The sequence below is a fragment of the Paucibacter soli genome (genome assembly GCF_037482845.1).
GTDB classification, from domain to species: domain Bacteria; phylum Pseudomonadota; class Gammaproteobacteria; order Burkholderiales; family Burkholderiaceae_C; genus Paucibacter_B; species Paucibacter_B soli.
Genome location: NZ_JBBHJW010000003.1, coordinates 232,856 through 251,064, shown reverse-complemented (window position 1 = coordinate 251,064; position 18,209 = coordinate 232,856). Strand labels below are relative to the sequence as shown.

Annotated in this window: 16 protein-coding genes; 5 read left to right on the top strand and 11 right to left on the bottom strand. The window is 69.3% G+C overall.

What is annotated here, in order from left to right:
• Nucleotides 1-28 precede the first annotated feature (28 nt).
• A complete protein-coding gene (locus WG898_RS09245; protein WP_339602483.1) occupies nucleotides 29-223 on the top strand; it encodes a heavy-metal-associated domain-containing protein in 195 nt (64 codons plus the stop codon).
• A gap of 4 nt (nucleotides 224-227) precedes the next feature.
• Here WG898_RS09245 and WG898_RS09240 read toward each other — a convergent pair whose 3' ends face one another.
• Entirely contained in the window at nucleotides 228-2,369 is a 2,142-nt protein-coding gene (locus WG898_RS09240) for a xanthine dehydrogenase family protein molybdopterin-binding subunit (RefSeq protein ID WP_339602482.1), read from the bottom strand.
• 2 nt (nucleotides 2,370-2,371) lie between these two features.
• Nucleotides 2,372-2,842 carry a (2Fe-2S)-binding protein gene (locus tag WG898_RS09235; RefSeq protein WP_339602481.1) on the bottom strand — a complete coding sequence of 157 codons (471 nt, stop codon included), beginning with the start codon at nucleotides 2,840-2,842 and terminating at the stop codon, nucleotides 2,372-2,374.
• Between the two features lie 124 nt (nucleotides 2,843-2,966).
• On the opposite strand from WG898_RS09235, the gene WG898_RS09230 reads away from it, so the two are divergent.
• Both WG898_RS09230 and WG898_RS09225 read left to right on the top strand, forming a co-directional pair.
• Nucleotides 2,967-3,260: a hypothetical protein gene (locus tag WG898_RS09230; protein ID WP_339602480.1), complete on the top strand. Its 294-nt coding sequence runs from the start codon at nucleotides 2,967-2,969 to the stop codon at nucleotides 3,258-3,260.
• Nucleotides 3,260-3,850 carry a DedA family protein gene (locus WG898_RS09225; protein WP_339602479.1) on the top strand — a complete coding sequence of 197 codons (591 nt, stop codon included), beginning with the start codon at nucleotides 3,260-3,262 and terminating at the stop codon, nucleotides 3,848-3,850. Before WG898_RS09230 ends, WG898_RS09225 begins: the two co-directional genes overlap by 1 nt.
• On the opposite strand, the gene WG898_RS09220 is transcribed toward WG898_RS09225, so the two are convergent.
• From WG898_RS09220 to WG898_RS09210, 3 genes are read right to left on the bottom strand one after another with little or no spacing between them, the layout of a single operon-like run.
• Nucleotides 3,843-6,206, bottom strand: coding sequence for a CHASE2 domain-containing protein (locus WG898_RS09220; RefSeq protein WP_339602478.1), 2,364 nt, complete (start codon nucleotides 6,204-6,206; stop codon nucleotides 3,843-3,845). The genes WG898_RS09225 and WG898_RS09220 overlap by 8 nt on opposite strands.
• Entirely contained in the window at nucleotides 6,206-7,813 is a 1,608-nt protein-coding gene (locus WG898_RS09215) for a FecR family protein (protein WP_339602477.1), read from the bottom strand. Before WG898_RS09215 ends, WG898_RS09220 begins: the two co-directional genes overlap by 1 nt.
• A gap of 59 nt (nucleotides 7,814-7,872) precedes the next feature.
• Nucleotides 7,873-9,300, bottom strand: a complete 1,428-nt coding sequence (locus WG898_RS09210) for a methyltransferase regulatory domain-containing protein (RefSeq protein WP_339602476.1) — start codon at nucleotides 9,298-9,300, stop codon at nucleotides 7,873-7,875.
• An 82-nt stretch (nucleotides 9,301-9,382) separates the two neighbouring features.
• Here WG898_RS09210 and WG898_RS09205 point away from each other — a divergent pair, with 82 nt between their 5' ends.
• Nucleotides 9,383-9,970: an Hcp family type VI secretion system effector gene (locus WG898_RS09205; protein ID WP_339602475.1), complete on the top strand. Its 588-nt coding sequence runs from the start codon at nucleotides 9,383-9,385 to the stop codon at nucleotides 9,968-9,970.
• A gap of 13 nt (nucleotides 9,971-9,983) precedes the next feature.
• Here WG898_RS09205 and WG898_RS09200 read toward each other — a convergent pair whose 3' ends face one another.
• The 6 genes from WG898_RS09200 to WG898_RS09175 all read right to left on the bottom strand — a co-directional run bounded on the left by WG898_RS09200 (nucleotide 9,984) and on the right by WG898_RS09175 (nucleotide 16,421).
• On the bottom strand, nucleotides 9,984-10,952 hold the full coding sequence (locus WG898_RS09200) for an ABC transporter ATP-binding protein (RefSeq protein WP_339602474.1): 969 nt from the start codon (nucleotides 10,950-10,952) through the stop codon (nucleotides 9,984-9,986).
• The gene (locus WG898_RS09195; protein ID WP_339602473.1) at nucleotides 10,949-11,938 is read right to left on the bottom strand and encodes an ABC transporter ATP-binding protein; all 990 of its coding nucleotides are present in this window, start codon (nucleotides 11,936-11,938) and stop codon (nucleotides 10,949-10,951) included. The genes WG898_RS09200 and WG898_RS09195 overlap by 4 nt, the downstream gene beginning before the upstream one ends.
• A gap of 111 nt (nucleotides 11,939-12,049) precedes the next feature.
• Nucleotides 12,050-12,931 (bottom strand): ABC transporter permease subunit, encoded by an 882-nt coding sequence (locus WG898_RS09190; protein ID WP_339602472.1) that lies wholly within the window; start codon nucleotides 12,929-12,931, stop codon nucleotides 12,050-12,052.
• Nucleotides 12,924-13,934, bottom strand: a complete 1,011-nt coding sequence (locus WG898_RS09185; RefSeq protein ID WP_339602471.1) for an ABC transporter permease subunit — start codon at nucleotides 13,932-13,934, stop codon at nucleotides 12,924-12,926. The genes WG898_RS09190 and WG898_RS09185 overlap by 8 nt, the downstream gene beginning before the upstream one ends.
• Nucleotides 13,935-13,998: 64 nt before the next feature.
• Entirely contained in the window at nucleotides 13,999-15,606 is a 1,608-nt protein-coding gene (locus tag WG898_RS09180; RefSeq protein ID WP_339602470.1) for an ABC transporter substrate-binding protein, read from the bottom strand.
• Nucleotides 15,607-15,680: 74 nt separating this feature from the next.
• Nucleotides 15,681-16,421 (bottom strand): TetR/AcrR family transcriptional regulator, encoded by a 741-nt coding sequence (locus WG898_RS09175; RefSeq protein WP_444718928.1) that lies wholly within the window; start codon nucleotides 16,419-16,421, stop codon nucleotides 15,681-15,683.
• Between the two features lie 164 nt (nucleotides 16,422-16,585).
• Between WG898_RS09175 and WG898_RS09170 the strand changes: the two genes are divergently transcribed.
• Nucleotides 16,586-18,193, top strand: a complete 1,608-nt coding sequence (locus WG898_RS09170) for a carboxyl transferase domain-containing protein (RefSeq protein ID WP_339602468.1) — start codon at nucleotides 16,586-16,588, stop codon at nucleotides 18,191-18,193.
• Nucleotides 18,194-18,209: the final 16 nt, after the last annotated feature.

Here is an 18,209-nt window from a genome sequence, read left to right as displayed (position 1 = left end):
AGATTGTCAGCACCAACAGGAGTTCCCCATGTCCGAATTCACCCTGCCCGATATGAGCTGCGGCCATTGCGTTGCCAGCATCACCAAGGCCATCGAGGCGCTTGATGCCCAGGCCAAGCTGCAGTTCGACCTGCCCAGCCACAAGCTGCAGGTCGAGAGCCAGCTCAGCGAGGCCCAGCTGGCCGCGCTGCTGACCGAGGCCGGCTACCCGCCGGCGGCCTGAGCGCTCAGGCCCTGGCCAGCGCGACCGTCTCCAGCGGCAGCCTGCGCACGCGCACGCCGGTGGCGGCAAAGATGGCGTTCATCACGGCCGGCGCGATCGGTGGCGTGCCGGGCTCACCGATGCCGCCGGGCGCCTCCATGCTGGGCACGATGTGCACCTCGACCTTCGGCATTTCGCTCATTCGCAGCACCGGGTAGTCGTGGAAGTTGCTCTGCTCCACGCGCCCGTCCTGGTGGGTGATCTTGCCGTAGAGCGCGGCCGAGAGGCCAAACACGATGGCGCTCTCGATCTGGCGTGCAATGGTCTGCGGGTTCACGGTCTGACCGCAGTCTACCGCCGCCACCACGCGGTGTACCTTGGGCGTGCCGTCCTTGGCCACCGAGACCTCGGCGATCTCGGCGACATAACTGCCAAAGCTCTCGGCCACGGCGATGCCGCGATGCACGCCCTGGGGCGCCGGCTTGCCCCAGCCGGCCTTGGCCGCGGCCAGCTCCAGCACGCCGCGCAGGCGCGGATGCTTGGCCAGCAGGCCGAGGCGGAACCTGAGCGGATCGGCCTTGGCCGCATGCGCCAGTTCGTCGATAAAACTCTCGATGAAGAAGGCGTTCTGCGAATGCCCCACCGAGCGCCAGAACCAGACCTGCGGGCCAGGCTCGGCGCGGCCATAGACGATGCGCTGGTTGGCGATCTCGTAGGGATGGTCGGCCAGGCCCTCCACCGCCATCGCGTCCACGCCGCTGTCGGGGATCTGCATGAAACCCGAGGCCGCCATGATGGAGGGGCTGGCCACCGCGGCGCGCAACATGCTGGGTAGGCCGCGCTCGTCCAGCGCGCCCTCGAAGCGCACCAGCGCGGCCGGGCGGTAGTAGCCCGCCGCCATATCGTCCTCGCGGCTGTAGATCAGCTTCACCGGGCTGCCGCTGAGCTTGGAGAGCAGGGTGGCGTCGATGCTGAAGTCGGGCGCGAAGCGGCGCCCGAAGCCGCCGCCCAGCAGCAAGGTGTTGATCTTGACCTTGGCCGGGGTGACCGAACCCACCTGGGCCAGGATGCCTTGGGCTGGACCCTGGCTCTGCGTGCCGGCCCAGATCGTGACCTCGTCGCCCTTCACCCAGGCGGTACAGTTGAGCGGCTCCATGCAGGCATGGGCCAGATAGGGCACCTCGTACTCGGCGCTGAGGGTCTTGGCGGCGTTGGCGGCGGCGTCCTTGACATTGCCCTCGTCGCGCGCCACCGCCTCGGCCTGGTTGGCGCCCGAGACCAGCATGTCATGCACCTTGGCGCTGGAGAGATCCGCATGGGTGCCCAGATCCCATTGCACCGCGAGCGCATCGCGGCCCTGCTTGGCGGTCCAGTAGCCATCGGCCAGCACGGCCACACCACTCGGGATGCTGATGATCTTGCGCACGCCCTTGACGGCGCGTGCCTTGGCCTCGTTCATCGCCTTGGGTTTGGCGCCGGCAATCGGGGCGCGCGCCATCACCGCCACCAGCATGCCGTCCACGCGTGCATCGATGCCGAACTGCGCCGTGCCCTGGATCTTGGCGGCGCTGTCCAGGCGGCGCGTGGGCTTGCCCAGGATCTTGAAGTCGCGGCTGGACTTGAGCGCGGGCTTGGCCGGCGCCTTCTGCCTGACTGCGGCGGCCACCAGCGCGCCATAGCTGAGCTGCTTGCCGCCCGGGCCGAACACCTGGCTGCGCTCGGTGCGCAGCGTGGCGGCATCGACGCCCCAGGTCTCGGCCGCGGCGGCCACCAGCATGGCGCGCGCGGCGGCACCGGCCTCGCGCATCGGCGTCCATTGGCCGCGCACGGTGGTGCTGCCGCCAGTGGCCTGCATGCCGAACATGGGGTTGTTGTAGGCCTGGTCCACCGGCGCCTGCTCGACGCTCACCAGCGCCCAGTCGGCGTCCAGCTCCTCGGCCACCAGCATGGGGATGGCGGTGAGCACGCCCTGGCCCATCTCGGCCGAGCCGCACACCACGGTGACGCGGTTGTCGGGCGTGATGCGCAGATAGGCGTTGGGCGTGAAGGTGTTGCTGGTGCTTGCGGCGGCGCGTTTGGGTGCGGCCAGGGGCAGGGCAAAGGAAAGCACCAGGGCGGCGCTACCGCCGCTGGTCTTGACGAGAAAGTCCCGGCGTGAGCTGCGCATGATCAGCCCCCCTTGCTCAGGGTGGCCGAGGCGTCGTGGATTGCCGCCCGCACCTGGTTGTAAGTGCCACAGCGGCACAGATTGCCGCTCATGGCCGCGTCGATATCGGCGTCGCTGGGCCCGGCCTTGCTGCCCAGCAGAGCGCAGGCGCTCATGATCTGGCCGCTCTGGCAATAGCCGCATTGCGGCACGTCGAGCTTCAGCCAGGATTGCTGCACCGCGCGGCCGGTCTTGCTGCTGCCCACGCCCTCGATGGTGGTGACCTTCTTGCCGGCCGCGGCCGACAAGGGCGTTGAGCAGGCGCGCACCGGCTGGCCATCCAGATGCACGGTGCAGGCGCCGCACAGCGCCATGCCGCAGCCGAACTTGGTGCCGGTGAGCTGCAGATCCTCGCGCAAGGCCCACAGCAGGGGCATCTCGGGGTCGGCGTCCAGGTTCGCCGGCTTGCCATTGACGGTCAGCGTGATGTTCATCCAAGTCCCCTTGGTGGATGGCAAAGATGGCGGCAAGCATACACAGCCGCGCCCGTCCTTGCTTGACAAGGCATGAGACGGCCGGAGGGCTAGGATGGGCGCTTGCGGACGAAGGGAGACGCCCATGCACAACGGTCACAGCAAGCTCCACCACTGGCTGGGCCAGCACCGCCTGGCCTGTTTTGCGCTGATGACGCTCAGCTTCGTGCTGTTCGGCTGCCTCTCGCTGGACCTGGTGAGGCTGGTGAGCGCCAACGCCAGTCTGCTGAGCACGCATGGCTGGCAGGCCCTGCAGGACGGTGGCCTGCAGCAGTTGCTGGAGCTGTGGCTGAGCGCCTTCGCCGCGATCGCCGCCTACCTGCTGTTCAAGCTCTGCGAGCATGTGCTGGTGCACGGTCTGTCGTACCGGAGGCGCTGATGGACCTCACCGCCCTGCTGAGCGAGTGGATCGCGCGCTACGACCAGGGCGTCTACCTGCTGCTGTTCGCGCTGGTGTTCTGCGAAATCGGCGTGGCGCCGCTGTTCTTCCTGCCCGGCGATCCGCTGCTGTTCCTGTGCGGCGCGCTGTGCGCCCAGGGGGCCCTCAGCGCCTCGCTGCTGGTGCCGCTGCTGGCGCTGGCCGCCTGGGGCGGCAGCCAGCTGGCCTACCGCCTGGGCCTGCGGCTGGGCATGCATTTGGAGAGTCATGCCTACCGGTGGCTGAACCGCGCGCTGCTGGCGCGCGGCCAGCAATTCTTTGCCCGCTGGGGCGGGCCCAGCCTGTTGATCTCGCCCTATGTGGCGGTGCTGCGCACCTTTGCGCCGCTGGCGGCCGGGGTGGCGCGCATGCCGGCACGGCATTTCGCCATGGCCACGCTGGCCGGCAGCCTGGCCTGGTCGGGCGGCCTGATCGGCGCGGGCTACTGGCTGGGCCGCGTGCCGCTGGTGCATGAACACCTGGGCGGCCTGGTTGTGCTGGGCCTGGTGCTCGGGCTGGGTGGATTGGGTCTGCGCATGTTGTTCAAGTAGCCCAGCGCGCCAGCGCCTGCAGCAGGGCCTGCCGACCTATCGGCTTGCTGAGGTGGGCATCGCAGCCCGCCTCCAGGCTCAGCGCCACATCGCTGGCAAAGGCATTCGCGGTGAACGCGATGATGGGAGTGCGCCGGCGCCCCTCGGCGGCCTCGCAGGCGCGCCAGCGCCGCGTCGCCTCCAGACCGTCCAGCGCCGGCATTTGCAGGTCCATCAGCACCAGGTCGTAGCGGCCCTGCTGCAGCATGCGCAGCGCCTGTTCACCATCGCTGGCCAGCTCGATCTGATGGCCCAGCGGCTGCAGCATGGCCGAGATCACCAGCACATTGACCTCGTTGTCCTCGCACAGCAGCAGGCGCAGCGGTGCCAGGGCCTGGCCCGGCTCGTGGCGCGGTGCCGCGGCATGCTGCGGCGCCGGGTGGGGCGGCAGATCCAGCTGCAGCTCGAAGCGGCTGCCCGCGCCGGGCGTGCTGCTGAGGCTGATCTGGCCCCCCATCAGCTCGACCAGGCTGCGCGTGATCGCCAGGCCCAGGCCGGTGCCGCCGAACTCGCGCGCGGTCTCGGCATGCGCCTGGGCATAGGGCTGGAAGATGCGCTCATGCTGTTCGGGGGCGATGCCTATGCCGGTGTCCTGCACCGACAGGGCCAGGCGGCCATCGGCAGCGCGCCAGGCATGCACCTCGACGCCACCCTGGCGCGTGAACTTGATGGCATTGCCCACCAGATTGGCAAGGATCTGGGCCACGCGCTGCGCATCGCCCCAGACCCAGCCCCGGGCTTCGGGCGTGATGGCGAGCCGCAGCCACAGGCCCTGGGCCTCGGCGCGCGGACGCAGCAGCTCGATCTGCTGGCCGAGCAGCTCGGCCAGCTCAAAGGCATGCGGCGCCAGGCCCAGCTTGCCGGCCTCGATCTTGGCGTTGTCCAGCAGGTCGTTGATGAGCTCGAAGAGCTGCTGGCCGGCCTGCTGGAACACCTGCACATAGCGGCGTTGCTCGGCACTGAGTTCGGTGCGCGCGAGGATCTCGGCCATGCCCAGCACCGCATTCATGGGCGTGCGTATCTCGTGGCTGACATGGGCAAGCACGCGCGTCTTGGCCTGGTTGGCGGCGTCGGCCATTTCGCGCTCATGGCGCAGCTGGCGCTCGGTGAGCGCATGCCAGCGCTGCTGGGCCAGCGCCGCCAGCAGCAGCGCCAGCAGCAGCACGGTCAGGGGCAGCAGCAGGGGCGGCATCAGCAAGGCCTGCCGCACCAAAGCCCAGGCCAGCGCCAGCATCAGCAGCAAGGCCAGCAGCGAGTGGGCCGCCAGTCGGCGCCCTTGCGGGCCTGCGGCCCGGCAGCCCAGCAGGGCCGGGCCGCAGGCCAGCAGCAGCAGCACCCCGCTCCATAGCGCGCCGGCGGGCGCCAGCACCTGCTGTCGCGCCAGCAGGGCATAGGCGCTGGCCATCAAGGTGCCGCCGGAGAGCCGGCCCTGCGGGGTGCTGACGGCATCGGCAAAAAATGCGCTGCTGCCTATGAAGACGGTGCGCCCGCGCAGCAGCCGGCGTTGCTCGGGGTCGTCGATGGCACCCAGCGCGGCCTGCATCAGATGGGCCCAGCTGAGCGGCAGCACGCCGTCCAGGCGGCTGGGCAGCCTGAGCTGCACGCGCCCCTGCGCATCGCGGTGCCAGTCCGGTAGGGGCCTGCCCTGGCGTTGCAGCGCGGCCAGCGGCAGCACCGGCAAGACCTGACCCTGGAAGCGGTGCCAGAGCGGCAGCCGGCGCAGCACGCCGTCGCCGTCCAGCGGCGCCGTGATCAGACCCAGGCTGCCGGGCGGCGCGCTCAGCAGCAGGGCGGGGGCGGGCAGGGTGAGGGCGCCCCAGGGCTGGGCGGCACCACCCGCGGGCATGGCCTGGCGGCGCAGCATGGCCAGCTCGGCCGGCTGCAGCTCCAGCAGGCCGGTGTCCTGCTGGTGGCCGGCGGCGGCCAGCACCGTGGGCGGGCCCAGCGCCATCGCGCGCGCCAGCGCGGCGTCGCCCTCGCGCGTGCCGCTCAGCACCAGATCGAACACCACCAGCTCGGCGCCGGCATCGCGCAGATAGTCGAGCAGCAGCGCATAGACGCTGCGCGGATAGGGCCAGTCGCCCAGCTGCGGCTGCAGTGCACGCAGCGAGGCATCGTCGATGTCGATCAGCGCCAGCTCGTTCGCCACCAGGGGCTGGGCGGTGGCGCGCAGCAGACGGTCTTCCAGGGCCGCCTCCAGCGGCTGCAGCAGCGGGCGCGCGAGCAGCCACAGCAGCAGGGCCAGCGGCAGGGCCAGCAGGGGCAGCATGGCCAGGCGGCCGCTGCGCTGCAGATGCCGGGTCAGGCCGAGTGGCATCAGAGCGCCAGCAGCAGCGGAGCCAACGGCAGCAGCCAGAGCCAGCGCGGGTAGGGCACGTTGACCAGCTGCACCTGGCCCCAGGGGCCGGCCTGTCCGTCGGCGTCCAGGCAGCGCAGGCGCAGGTAGTAGCGCCCGGGGCCGGGGCGCGGCAGGCTGATCGCCGGCTGCTCGCTGGCCAGGCTTTGCAGGCCCTGGCTGAAGGCCGCGTCGCCAGCCCACTGCAGCTCGTAGCGGGCCACGCCGGCCTCGGCGCGCCAGCGCAGTTGCAGACCGTCGCCGCTCAGCTCGGGCTCGGCCGGGGCCGGGCTGGGCGGCACGGGTATAAGCTCGAACTGCTGCGCATCGCCCCAGGGGCCCTGGTCGGCGGCCAGCGCGGCCAGGCGCCAGTGGTAGCGGCCCGGCGGCAGGGCGGCGCGGTGGCTGTTGCCGCTCAGCGCGGCCTGCTCCAGCACCAGCTCGCCAAAGCCAGCGTCGCGCGCGATCTGCAGGCGGTAGGCGCGCGCCTGGGTGTTGATGGTCCAGTGCAGGTCCACGGCCTCGCCATACAGCCTGGCCGCGGGCGCCGGGCCCTGGATGAAGGGCGGCTCCGGGCGCGCCTTGAGGCGGAACGCGTGCTCGGCCGCCCGGCCCTCCAGCCCTAGGGCGTCGATGGCGCGCAGGCGCAGGCTGTAGTCGCCGTCGGGCAGATCATCGGGCCAGGCCGCCTGGGCGGCGTCGCTGCGCTGGTCGAGCAGCAGGCGCGTGAAGTCGCCGCGCGCGAACACCTGGGCGCGCCAGCCGCCGCTGGCCCCGTCCGACGCCTTCCAGGCAAAGCGCAGCGGGAGGCGCTCCAACAGCGCCGGCAGGGCGCCGACATCGGGTGCGGCCAGCAGGGCCGCGCTGCGCGGGCGGCCCTGGCCATCGGCCAGCAGGCCCATGCCGGCCGGCACCGCCTGGCCATCGGCCGCGACCGTGCCGCTGAGCACCTGCAGGCGCGCGGCCGCACCGTCCACCTGGGCGCGGAACTCGGTGCCGCGCACGCCCAGGTTGACGCTGGGGGTGCGGATCTCGTAATGCGGCACCCGGCCGGCGCTGGGCAAGACCTGGCTGTCGGCGCCGCCCTCATGCAGGCGCAGGCGCACCGCTGGGATGGCGCTGCGGCCATACACCAGCAGCTGCTCCAGCGTCACATCGCTGAGCGGCGGGATCAAGAGGCGCGAGCCATCGACGAAGCGCAGGCTGGCCGAGGACTGGGCGGCGCTGCGCAGGCGATCGCCGCTGCGCAGCTCGGCGCCGGTCTGCAGGCGCTGCTCCGTTTGCTGGGGCCGGCTCAGCGTGACCTGACCCTGCACGAACAGGGCCTCGGCCACGCTGGCCTCGCGCTTTAGCCAGGCCAGCGGCATGCGCAGCACGCCGCCGGGCGGCAGGCGCAGCGGGTCGGCCACATGGTTGAGATTTTGCAGCTCGCGCCAGCTATGGCCGGGCTGCAGATAGGCGTCGGTGAGGGCGATCAGGGTGTCGCCGGTCTGGATGCGATAGCGCCAGTCGGCCTCGGCCGGCGTCTGGGCCCCGGCCGCGCAGGCCGTCAGCAGCATTACGCCTGCGAGTCTTACGCTTGCTTTCATGCCTCCTCCTGGGCCTGGCTGGGCCTTTGCGACCATAGTAGCCATGCGGGGCGGGGTGCTCAAGCGCTGAGCAGGGCCAGGTCGTTCAGGGTGCGTAAATGGGCATCCAGCGTGGCCGCATCCAGGCCGAGCGCAGCCGCCAGCGCGGCGCGGTCGCGGCTGCCGTCCAGCAGGGGTAGCAGCTCGCGCACGACCGGCTGGTCCAGCACCAGCAGGTCGTGGCGCAGAGTGGTGACGGTGGTGCAGGCGGGGTCCTGCCGCAGCTGCGCCCTGGCCACCGCGCTGGCCACCGGGTGCACGCCCGCTTGCTCGGGCAGCGCCAGGGCCTGCGCATGCAGGCGCGCCACCCCGCTCATCAAGCCGGCATGCAGGATCGCCAGCAGGCCGGCCTCATGGTGGGCCGGGGCGTGCAGCTGCATGAGCTTGGCCAGCAGCGCCGGCACCGGCAGGCTGCGCGGCGCCGCCGCCTGCAGGGCCAGCAGCGCGTCGCGCATCACGGTCTGCGGGCTGTGCAGGGCGGCGGCGTCCAGCTCGCCCTTCAGCTTGAGGTCGGCGCTGATGTGGTAGTCCGCCAGCTGGCCGGCCGCAGGCTGGCGATTCGGGGTCAGGTCTTGCCGGCACAAGAGGCTTTGCCGGAAGCGCCGTTCGCGCACGAAGTCCAGGTACTGCTCGCGCGCCAGCGGGTCCAGCTGGCCCAGCGCCGCGCGCGCCTCGACGGAGAGCCCATGCATGCCCATCGCGGGCAGCTCGGCCTCGGCCAGGAACTGCAGGCCCGCGCCCTCGGCCTGGGCCAGGAATTCGTGGAAGTAGAAGGGCTGGTTGACCTCGGCAAGGTCGTCGTGGAAGAGCGAGCCGTCCGAGCTGCGCGCGGCGCGTTCCAGCTCACGCTGCCAGGCTTGCGCGGCCACATCGGTCTCGGCGCGCGCGCCGATCAGCAGCTGCAGCAGGGCGCGCGCCTCGCTCAGGCGGGCCTGCTCCGACTCCATGCCCTCGACGTGGTAGCGCAGCATCTCGCGCACCTGGGCGCGGCGGTGGCAGCCGGGATAGCAGTTGTAGCTGACAAAGGCGATGCCCTGCGGCGCCAGCGCCCGCTCCAGCAAGGCCAGCAGGGCCTGGCGCACCGCCGCCGGCACCCAGGAGTAGAGGCCGTGCACGATGATGTAGTCGTAGGGTCCCTGGTGCTGCCAATCGCACAGGTCGGCGGCCAGCCAGGAGGCGTTATGCAGTCCGATCTGCCTGCCCAGCGCCTCGGCGCGGGCGATCGGCAGACGCGCCAGGTCCAGGCCGGTGAATTGGCTGCCCGGGTATTGCGCCGCCATCGGCACGAGATTGGCGCCATCGCCGCAGCCCAGCTCCAGCACCCGGCATTGCTCGGGCGGCGCCGGCCGCAGGCCGAACCAACAGCCGAGGCTGTGCAGATGGGCAATATGCGTGTCCGGGTAGGGATGCCCGGGGTAGGGCAGGCTGTCGTAGCTGTCTTGGCTCATGCGGGGCCAGTCTAGGGGGAGGGGCTTGTGGTGGCTAGGGGGGCGCTTGAGAATCGGCGCACTGCCTACCTCAGGAGGTCCTATGTCAGATGCCGCCGATTCCAAGCCCAAGTTGGGCTCCCGCCTGGCCCGTCCGATGCTCGCTGGGGCGCTGGTCGCAGTCAGCTCCTTGCCAGCGCAGGCCGCCACCGATGTGTTCCTGCAGCTCGACGGCATCAAGGGCGAATCCACCGATGCCAAGCACAAGGAATGGATCGAGATCCGCTCCTACTCCCAGGGCTTCTCCAATCCTGCCTCCACCGGCGTTGGCGGTGGCGGTGGCGCCGGCAAGGTCAGCTGTGGCGATGTGAACGTGATGAAGTCCATCGATATTGCCAGCCCGAAGCTGATGGAGGCGGTGATGACCGGCAAGCACATTGCCAAGGGCACGCTGGCGTTCCGCTCGGTGTCTGGCAAGGGCGACACGGACTACTACACCGTCGTCCTGAGCGAGATTTTCGTCACCTCGGTGCAGCAAAGCGATTCCGCCTCGGATGGCACGCGCATCACCGAGTCGGTGTCCTTGGCCGCGTCCAAGTTCGAATTCAGCTACCGCACGCAGAAGGCCGATGGCAGCTTGGATACGCCGAAGACCTTCACCTTCGACTGCAAGGCGAACAGGGCATTCTGATTTCGAGTTCAGTTCAGGCCTTGAAGCAGGCGACAGCCTGCTGGCCGCCCAGCGTGCGCAAGACCTGACCCTCGGCCGCGCAGCGTGCCTCGGCCCTGGGGCAACGTGCATGGAAGGCGCAGCCGCTGGGCGGGTTCAGCGGTGAGGGCAACTCGCCCTGCAGGATGATGCGCTCGCGCCGCAGCGCCGGGTCCACGGTCGGCGTGGCGGATAGCAGGGCCTGGGTGTAGGGGTGGGCCGGGTGCTCGAAGATCGCGTCGCGCGGGCCGCGCTCGACGATGCGGCCCAGGTACATCACCGCCACTTCGTCGGCCATATGCCGCACCACCGAGAGGTCGTGCGAGATGAACACATAGGCCACGCCCAGTTCGCGCTGCAGTTGCACCAGCAGGTTCAGCACCTGGGCGCGGATCGACACGTCCAGGGCCGAGACCGGTTCGTCCAGCACCAGCACCTCGGGCCTGAGCATGAGCGCGCGCGCGATCGCCACGCGCTGACGCTGGCCGCCCGAGAACATATGCGGATAGCGCGCGGCCTGCTCTGGCCGCAGGCCCACGCGGGCCATCATCGCTTCGGCCTCGGCGCGGCGCGAGGCCGCGTCGCCGAGGCCATTCACCAGCAGCGGCTCCATCAAGGCGTCGATGACGGTCTGGCGCGGGTTCAACGAGCCATAGGGGTTCTGGAACACGATCTGCACCTGGCGGCGCAAGAGGCGCTTCTGCTCTTCGCTGGCCGTCGCCACTTCCACACCCTTGAGCTGCAGGCTGCCGGCGCTGGGCGGCTCGATCATGGTGAGCAGGCGCGCCAGCGTGGACTTGCCACAGCCGGATTCGCCCACCACCGCCAGGGTCTGGCCGCGCGCGACCTCGAAGCTCACCCCGCCCAGGGCCTGGACGCTGGCGCTACCGGCAAACAGGCCGCGTTTGACCTCGTAGCTGCGCTTCAGATCGCGCGCCCTCAAGACGACTTCTGGCTGACTCATGCTGAGACTTCCTGCGGCACGCCGGCCTGCAGCGGGGTGTGGCAGAGCGCGCGCCCCAGCGCCTCGCCGGCCAGCGCCGGGGCCAGGTCTTGACAGCGCTGCGTGGCATGGGCGCAGCGCGGTGCGAACAGGCAGCCGCGCGGCCGGTCGAACTGGCCCGGCACCATGCCGGGGATGGCCGCCAGCAGCTTGCTGCCATCCTCGGCCGCATGCTCGGGCAGGGCCGCCAGCAGGGCGGCGGTATAGGGGTGGTGCGGATTGCTGAATAGCGTGTCCGCAGCCGCCGACTCGACCTGGCGGCCTGCGTACTGCACCACCACCCGGTGCGCGGTCTCGGCCACCACGCCCAGGTCGTGGGTGATCAGCACCAGGCCCATGCCGTTTTCACACTGCAGTTGCAAGAGCAGGTCCAGGATCTGCGCCTGGATGGTGACGTCCAGCGCGGTGGTGGGCTCGTCGGCGATCAGCAGCTTGGGGTGGCAGGCCAGCGCCATCGCGATCATGACGCGCTGGCTCATGCCGCCCGAGAGCTGGTGCGGGAACACATTCAGTCGTTTGCTCGCATCCGGGATGCCGACGCGCTCCAGCAACTCGATCACGCGGGCGCGGCGCGCGCGGCGGTCCAGATCGGTGTGCGCGGCCAGCGCCTCGCCGATCTGGTAGCCCACGGTGAAGCAGGGGTTCAGCGAGCTCATCGGCTCCTGGAACACCATCGCCATGTCGCGGCCGACGATCTGGCGGCGTGCGCGCGGGCTCAGCTGGCTCAGGTCATGGCCGTCGAACACCATGCGCTCGGCGCTGACGCTGGCGGTCCAGGGCAAGAGGCCCATCAGCGCCAGCATGGCCACCGACTTGCCCGAGCCGGATTCGCCGACGATGGCCAGCACCTCGTTGGGCGAGACCTGCAGATCCACGCCGTCGACGGCCGTGAAGGCGCCGCCGCGGGTCGCGAAGCGGACCGTCAGGCCCTTGATGTCAAGCAACATGTCAGCCCCTCGCCTGGCGGGTACGCCAGTCGATCCCCCGTGGGGATCGTGGCCCGCTTGGGGCGGCCCGGCGCTGGGCCACCTCAAGACTGACTTCGTATTCATAGGATTTCATGTTCTGCGCATCTTGGGGTCGAGCGCATCGCGCAGACCGTCGCCGGTCAGGTTGATCGCGACCACGGTGACGAGGATGGCCAGGCCGGGCAGGGTGACCTGCCAGGGGTTGGAGCGTATGAACTCGCGCGCATCGGCCAGCATGGTGCCCCACTCGGCGGTGGGCGGTTGCGCGCCCAGACCCAGAAAGCCCAGCGCCGCGGCTTCGAGAATCGCGTCCGACACGCCCAGTGCCGCTTGCACGATCAGCGGCGAGAGGCAGTTGGGCAGCACGGTGACGAACATCAGCCGCCATTTGCGCACCCCGGCCACGCGCGCGGCGGTGACGTAATCCTTGCCCAGTTCGGCCTGCGCCGAGGCGCGCAGCAGGCGCACATAGCGCGGCAGCGAGACCAGGGTCACCGCCACAATGGTATTGGCCAGGCTGGGGCCCAGCACCGCCACCACCAGGATGGCCAGCACCAGGCCGGGCACGGCCATGATGAGGTCCATGCAGCGGGTGATGAGCACGTCCACCGCATTGCCGAAACTCACGCAGGCCAGGCCCAGCAGCACGCCGACGACTAGGGCCACGCCCATCACCGACAGGCCGATGAAGAGCGAGATGCGCGCGCCATGGATCAGGCGCGAGAGCTGGTCGCGCCCCAGCGCATCGGTGCCCAGCAGGAAGCGGCCGCTGCCGCCCTCTTCCCAGGCCGGCAGGGCGCGCACCGCCTCGCGGAACTGCTCGGTGGGCGAATGCGGCGCGATCACATCGGCAAACACCGCCATCAGCATGATGAGGGTGAGCAGGGCCAGGCCGGCGACGGCGCCACGGTTCTCGGCAAAGGCCAACCAGAAGGCTTTGATGCGGGAGGGAGGGGCAGCGAGCTCAGCCATGGCGGATGCGGGGATTGATGAGGCCGTAACTGAGATCGACCAGGAGATTGACCAGGATGACGACGGCCGAGACCAGCATCACGCCGCCCTGCAGGGCCGGGTAGTCGCGTCGCGAGATCGACTCGATCAGCCATTTGCCGATGCCGGGCCAGGAGAAGATGGTTTCGGTCAGCACCGCGCCAGCCAGCAGCGTGCCCACCTGCAGGCCGATGATGGTGACCACCGGGATCAGCGCATTGCGCAGCGCATGCACGCCCACCACGCGCCAGGCCGGCAGGCCCTTGGCTCGCGCGGTGCGCACATAGTCCTCGCCCAGCACCTCCAGCATCGACGAGCGCGTCATGCGCGCGACCACCGCCAGCGGTATGGTGCCCAGCACAAAGCCCGGCAGCACCAGATGGTGCAGCGCGTCTTTCACGGCGCCGGCCTGGCCCGAGAGCCAGGCGTCGATGACCATGAAGCCGGTGACGGGCTCGTAGAAATACTTGATCAGGTCCACCCGGCCCGAGACCGGCGTGAGGCCCCAGCGCTCGCCCACGAACATGATGAGCAGGAGGCCCCACCAGAAGATGGGCATCGAGTAGCCGGTGACCGAGAGCCCCATCAGCCCCTGGTCGAACCAGCTGCCGCGCTTGGCCGCGGCCAGCGTGCCGGCCGGCACGCCGATCAGCACCGCCATGCCCATGGCGAACAGCGAGAGCTCGATGGTGGCGGGGAAGAGCGCGAGGAACTCGGTCAGCACCTTCTCGTTGGTGGCCAGCGAGGTGCCGAAATCGCCCTGCAGGAGCTGCCAGCAATAGTCGGCGAACTGCTTCCACACCGGCTGGTCCAGCCCCAGCTCATGGCGGAAATAGGCCAGGCGCTCGGCCGAGATGCCGCGCTCGCCCACGCGCGCCTCCACCGGGTCGCCCGGCACCATGCGTATCGCCACAAAGGTGACGAACATCAGCGCGAAGAAGGTCGGGATGGTGAGCGCCAGGCGGCGCAGCAGGAACTTGAACATGGGGGCTCGCTAAGGCAAGAAAAACGCCCGGCAGGGCTGCCGGGCGTTGCCTGTGCATGTGGGATTACTTCAGGTCCACGCCGTTGAACAGGTGCGCGCCAAACGGGCTTTGCTTGTAGCCCGTGACCTCCTTGCGCATCAGCTCGAACACCACGCCATGCGCGATCTTGAAGTCGGGCACCTCGTCGTGCTCGATCTGCTGCATCTCGCCATAGAGCTTGGCGCGCGCCTTGTTGTCGGTGAGGGCGCGGGCCTGTTCGAGCTTGTCGTCGAAGCCCTTGTGGCACCACTTGGCGAGGTTCTGGCCGCCCGGGCGCGCGGCGTCGCAGCCGTGCAGGAAGAAGAAGTTGTCGGGGTCGCCGTTGTCGCCGGTCCAGCCCATCATGCCGGTCATGTGCTCGCCCTGCTGCAGGCGCTTGCGGTACTCGCCCCACTCAAAGCTCACCAGCTTGGCGGTCACGCCCACCTTGGCAAGGTCGGACTGCATCATCTCGGCGATGCGCTTGGCGTTGGGGTTGTAGGGCCGCTGCACCGGCATGTACCAGAGGTCGATTTCCAGCGGCAGCTTCACCCCCGACTTGGCCAGCAGCTCGCGGGCCTTGGCCGGGTCGAAGGGTATTTCCTTGATGGCGTCGTTGTAGCCCATCAGGGTGGGCGGGATGAAGTTCTTGGCGGGCAGGCCGGCACCCAGGTAGACGTCCTTCAGGATCGCGGCCTTGTCCACCGCCATCGCCAGTGCCAGCCGCACCTCCTTCTTGTCCAAGGGCGGCTTCTGGGTGTTGAAGGCCCAGTAGGCGATGTTCATGCCGGGCGCGCTGATGACCTTGAGCGCGGGGTCTTTCTGCATCTCGGGCAGGTCGGCCGGGCGCGGGTAGGCGGCGAAGTGGCATTCGCCGGCCTTGACCTTGCTGTAGCGCGCGGTCGGGTCGGGGGTGATGGCGAACACCAGATCGTCCACCAGGGCCTTCTCGCCGAAGTAATCCTTGTTGGCCTTGTAGCGGATCACCGCGTCCTTCTGGTACATCACGAAGTTGAAGGGGCCGGTGCCCACCGGCACCTGGTCGAACTGCTCCTTCTTGTTCTGCCTGGCCAGGTGCTCGGCATATTCGGCCGACTGGATGGAGGCGAACTCCATCGCCAGATTGGCCAGCATGGTGGCGTTGGGGCGCTTGAACACCATCCTGACGGTGAGCGGGTCCACCTTCTCCACCGCCAACAGGTCGTCCTTCAGTCCCATGTCGGCGAAGTAGTCGAACTTGCCACCCGAGACCTTGGCATAGGGATGATCGGCCTTCCACTGGCGCTCGAAGCTCCACAGCACGTCGTCGGCATTGAGCTCGCGGGTGGGCTTGAAGCCGGGCACGCTGTGGAACTTGACGCCGGCGCGCAGCTTGAAGGTATAGCTCTTGCCGTCGGGCGAGATGGTCCAGCTTTCGGCAAGACCTGGCACCACCTCGGTGCTGCCGCGCTTGAAGGCGGTGAGCTTGTCGAACACGCCGCGGATGGTGTCGAAGCTGGTGCCGGTGGTGTTGAGTGCGGGGGTGAAGTTCTCGGGCGAACCCTCGGAGCAATAGACCAGGGTCTTGGCCTGGGCGGCGCCGGCCTGCAGGCCCAGCGTCAGCAACAGAGCCGGCAAGGCGGCCAATGCGCGATTTGCAGCGTTCTTCTTCATCTCACCCTCCTGAGCAAAGTGGGCCGATGCTAGCCGGTCTGTCGGCATGAAACATCGGGCTAACCCGGGGTGAATCAGCTGCCCTGCAAGGCCTGCTGGATCTCGCTGCGCAGGCGGCGCAGCGCCTGCAGCTCGGCATCGGGCGCCTGCAGCGCCGGCCACAGCAGCGCCACCAGATCGCGCGCGCTCTGGTCCACATCGATTTGGCGCCCGGCGATGATGACCTCCCAGAGCATGTGCTCCATGGGCCCGAACACCAGCGAGCGCAGCATGCGCAAGGGGATGTCCTGGCGCACCTGGCCCAGCGCTTGGCCGCGCGAGAGCAGGTCCATCAGCGGTGCGGTATAGCGACGCTGCAGCTCGATGAAGGCCTCGCCGAACTCGGCGCCCTGTTCCGCACCTTTGGCGTTGGTCATGTCGGCCTCGCGCTTGCGGCCTTCCGACAGCACCAGCTCGCACAGCCCCGTGCCCTGGATCAGGAACAGGCGCAGGTGGGTGTGGACCACGAACTCCAGCTGCTCGCGCACCGAGGCCTCGCGCGGCAGCCCGCCCTCGATGGCGGCAATGATCTCGTCGTACCAGTCGGCGATCACGCGCATGCAAAGCTCGCGCTTGCCGCGGAAGTAGGTGAACACCGTGGCCTCGGAAATGCCCAGCTGCTTGGCGATCTCGGTGGTGGTGGCCTTCTCGTAGCCCCGCTGGGCAAACACCGCGCGGCCCACGCGCAGGATGTCGCGCACGCGCTGCGAGGCGCGGGCGCTGACGGGCGCCCGGCGTGCGGTGTTGGCGGGGAGAATGGCGCTCACGGGGCGCATTCTGCGTGGAAATTGAGTAAAGCTCAAGTCTTTGTCGGGCCGGCTTGCCTTGGGGCGCCGCCTGGCTTATCCTTGCGCCCTCACAGGCGTGCTGCCAAGCTGGGTGGGCGCTGCAACAGGATGAATTGAGCCGTACTCAGTTTGTACGCCTCGCTGGAGACACCATGCCGCATTTGACGACCAAACTGAATGCCCGTTCGGCCGATTTCAAGGCCAATGCCGAGGCCATGCGGGCGCTCGTTGCTGACCTCAGCGCGCGGCTGGAGAAGATCGCCCAGGGTGGCGGCGATGCCGCCCGCGCCAAGCACACCGCCCGCGGCAAGCTGCTGCCGCGCGACCGGGTGGAGATGCTGCTGGACCCCGGCACGCCGTTTCTGGAACTGGCCCCGCTGGCCGGCCTGAATATGTATGACAACGCTGCGCCCGGCGGCGGCATCGTCGCCGGCATCGGCCGCGTCTCGGGCGTGGAATGCATGATCGTGTGCAACGACGCCACGGTGAAGGGCGGCACCTACTACCCCATCACGGTGAAGAAGCATCTGCGCGCCCAGGAGATCGCCGAGCAGAACCACCTGCCGTGCATCTATCTGGTGGACTCGGGCGGCGCCAATCTGCCGAACCAGGACGAGGTCTTCCCGGACCGCGACCATTTCGGCCGCATCTTCTACAACCAGGCCAATCTCTCGGCCAAGGGCCTGGCGCAGATCGCCGTGGTGATGGGCTCGTGCACGGCCGGCGGCGCCTATGTGCCGGCGATGAGCGACGAGACCATCATCGTGAAGAACCAGGGCACCATCTTCCTGGGCGGACCGCCCTTGGTGAAGGCCGCCACCGGCGAGGTGGTGAGCGCCGAGGACCTGGGCGGCGGCGACGTGCATACCCGGCTCTCGGGTGTGGCCGACCACCTCGCCAACAACGACACCCATGCGCTGGCGATCGCACGCCAGTCGGTGGCGCGTCTGAACTGGCAGAAGAACATCGGCATGGCCATGCAGGCGCCACGTGCGCCGCTGTTCGACGCCAGCGAGTTGCATGGCGTGATCCCGACCGACACGCGCAAGCCCTTCGATGTGCGCGAGGTGATCGCACGCGTCGTCGACGGTAGCGAATTCGATGAATTCAAGGCCCGCTACGGCGCCACCCTGGTGTGCGGCTTTGCCCATATCGAGGGCATGCCGGTGGGCATCGTCGCCAACAACGGCATCCTGTTCGCCGAGAGCGCCAACAAGGGCGCGCATTTCATCGAGCTGTGCTGCCAGCGCAAGATCCCGCTGGTGTTCCTGCAGAACATCACCGGCTTCATGGTCGGGCGCAAGTACGAGAACGAGGGCATTGCCCGCGCCGGCGCCAAGATGGTCACCGCCGTGGCCTGTGCCCAGGTGCCCAAGTTCACCGTCATCATCGGCGGCAGCTTCGGTGCCGGCAATTACGGCATGTGCGGCCGCGCCTACAGCCCGCGCTTCCTGTGGATGTGGCCCAACGCGCGCATCTCGGTGATGGGCGGCGAGCAGGCTGCCAGCGTGCTGGCCACCGTCAAGCGCGATGGCATCGAGGCCAAGGGCGGGGCCTGGAGCGCGGAGGAAGAGGAAGCCTTCAAGGCGCCGATCCGCCAGCAGTACGAGGACCAGGGCCATCCCTATTACGCCAGCGCCCGCCTCTGGGACGACGGCGTGATCGACCCCGCCGACACCCGCCGCGTGCTGGCGCTGGGCCTGTCGGCCGCGCTCAACGCGCCTATCCCGGACACCAAGTTCGGTGTGTTCCGGATGTAAAATGTGCACACATTCG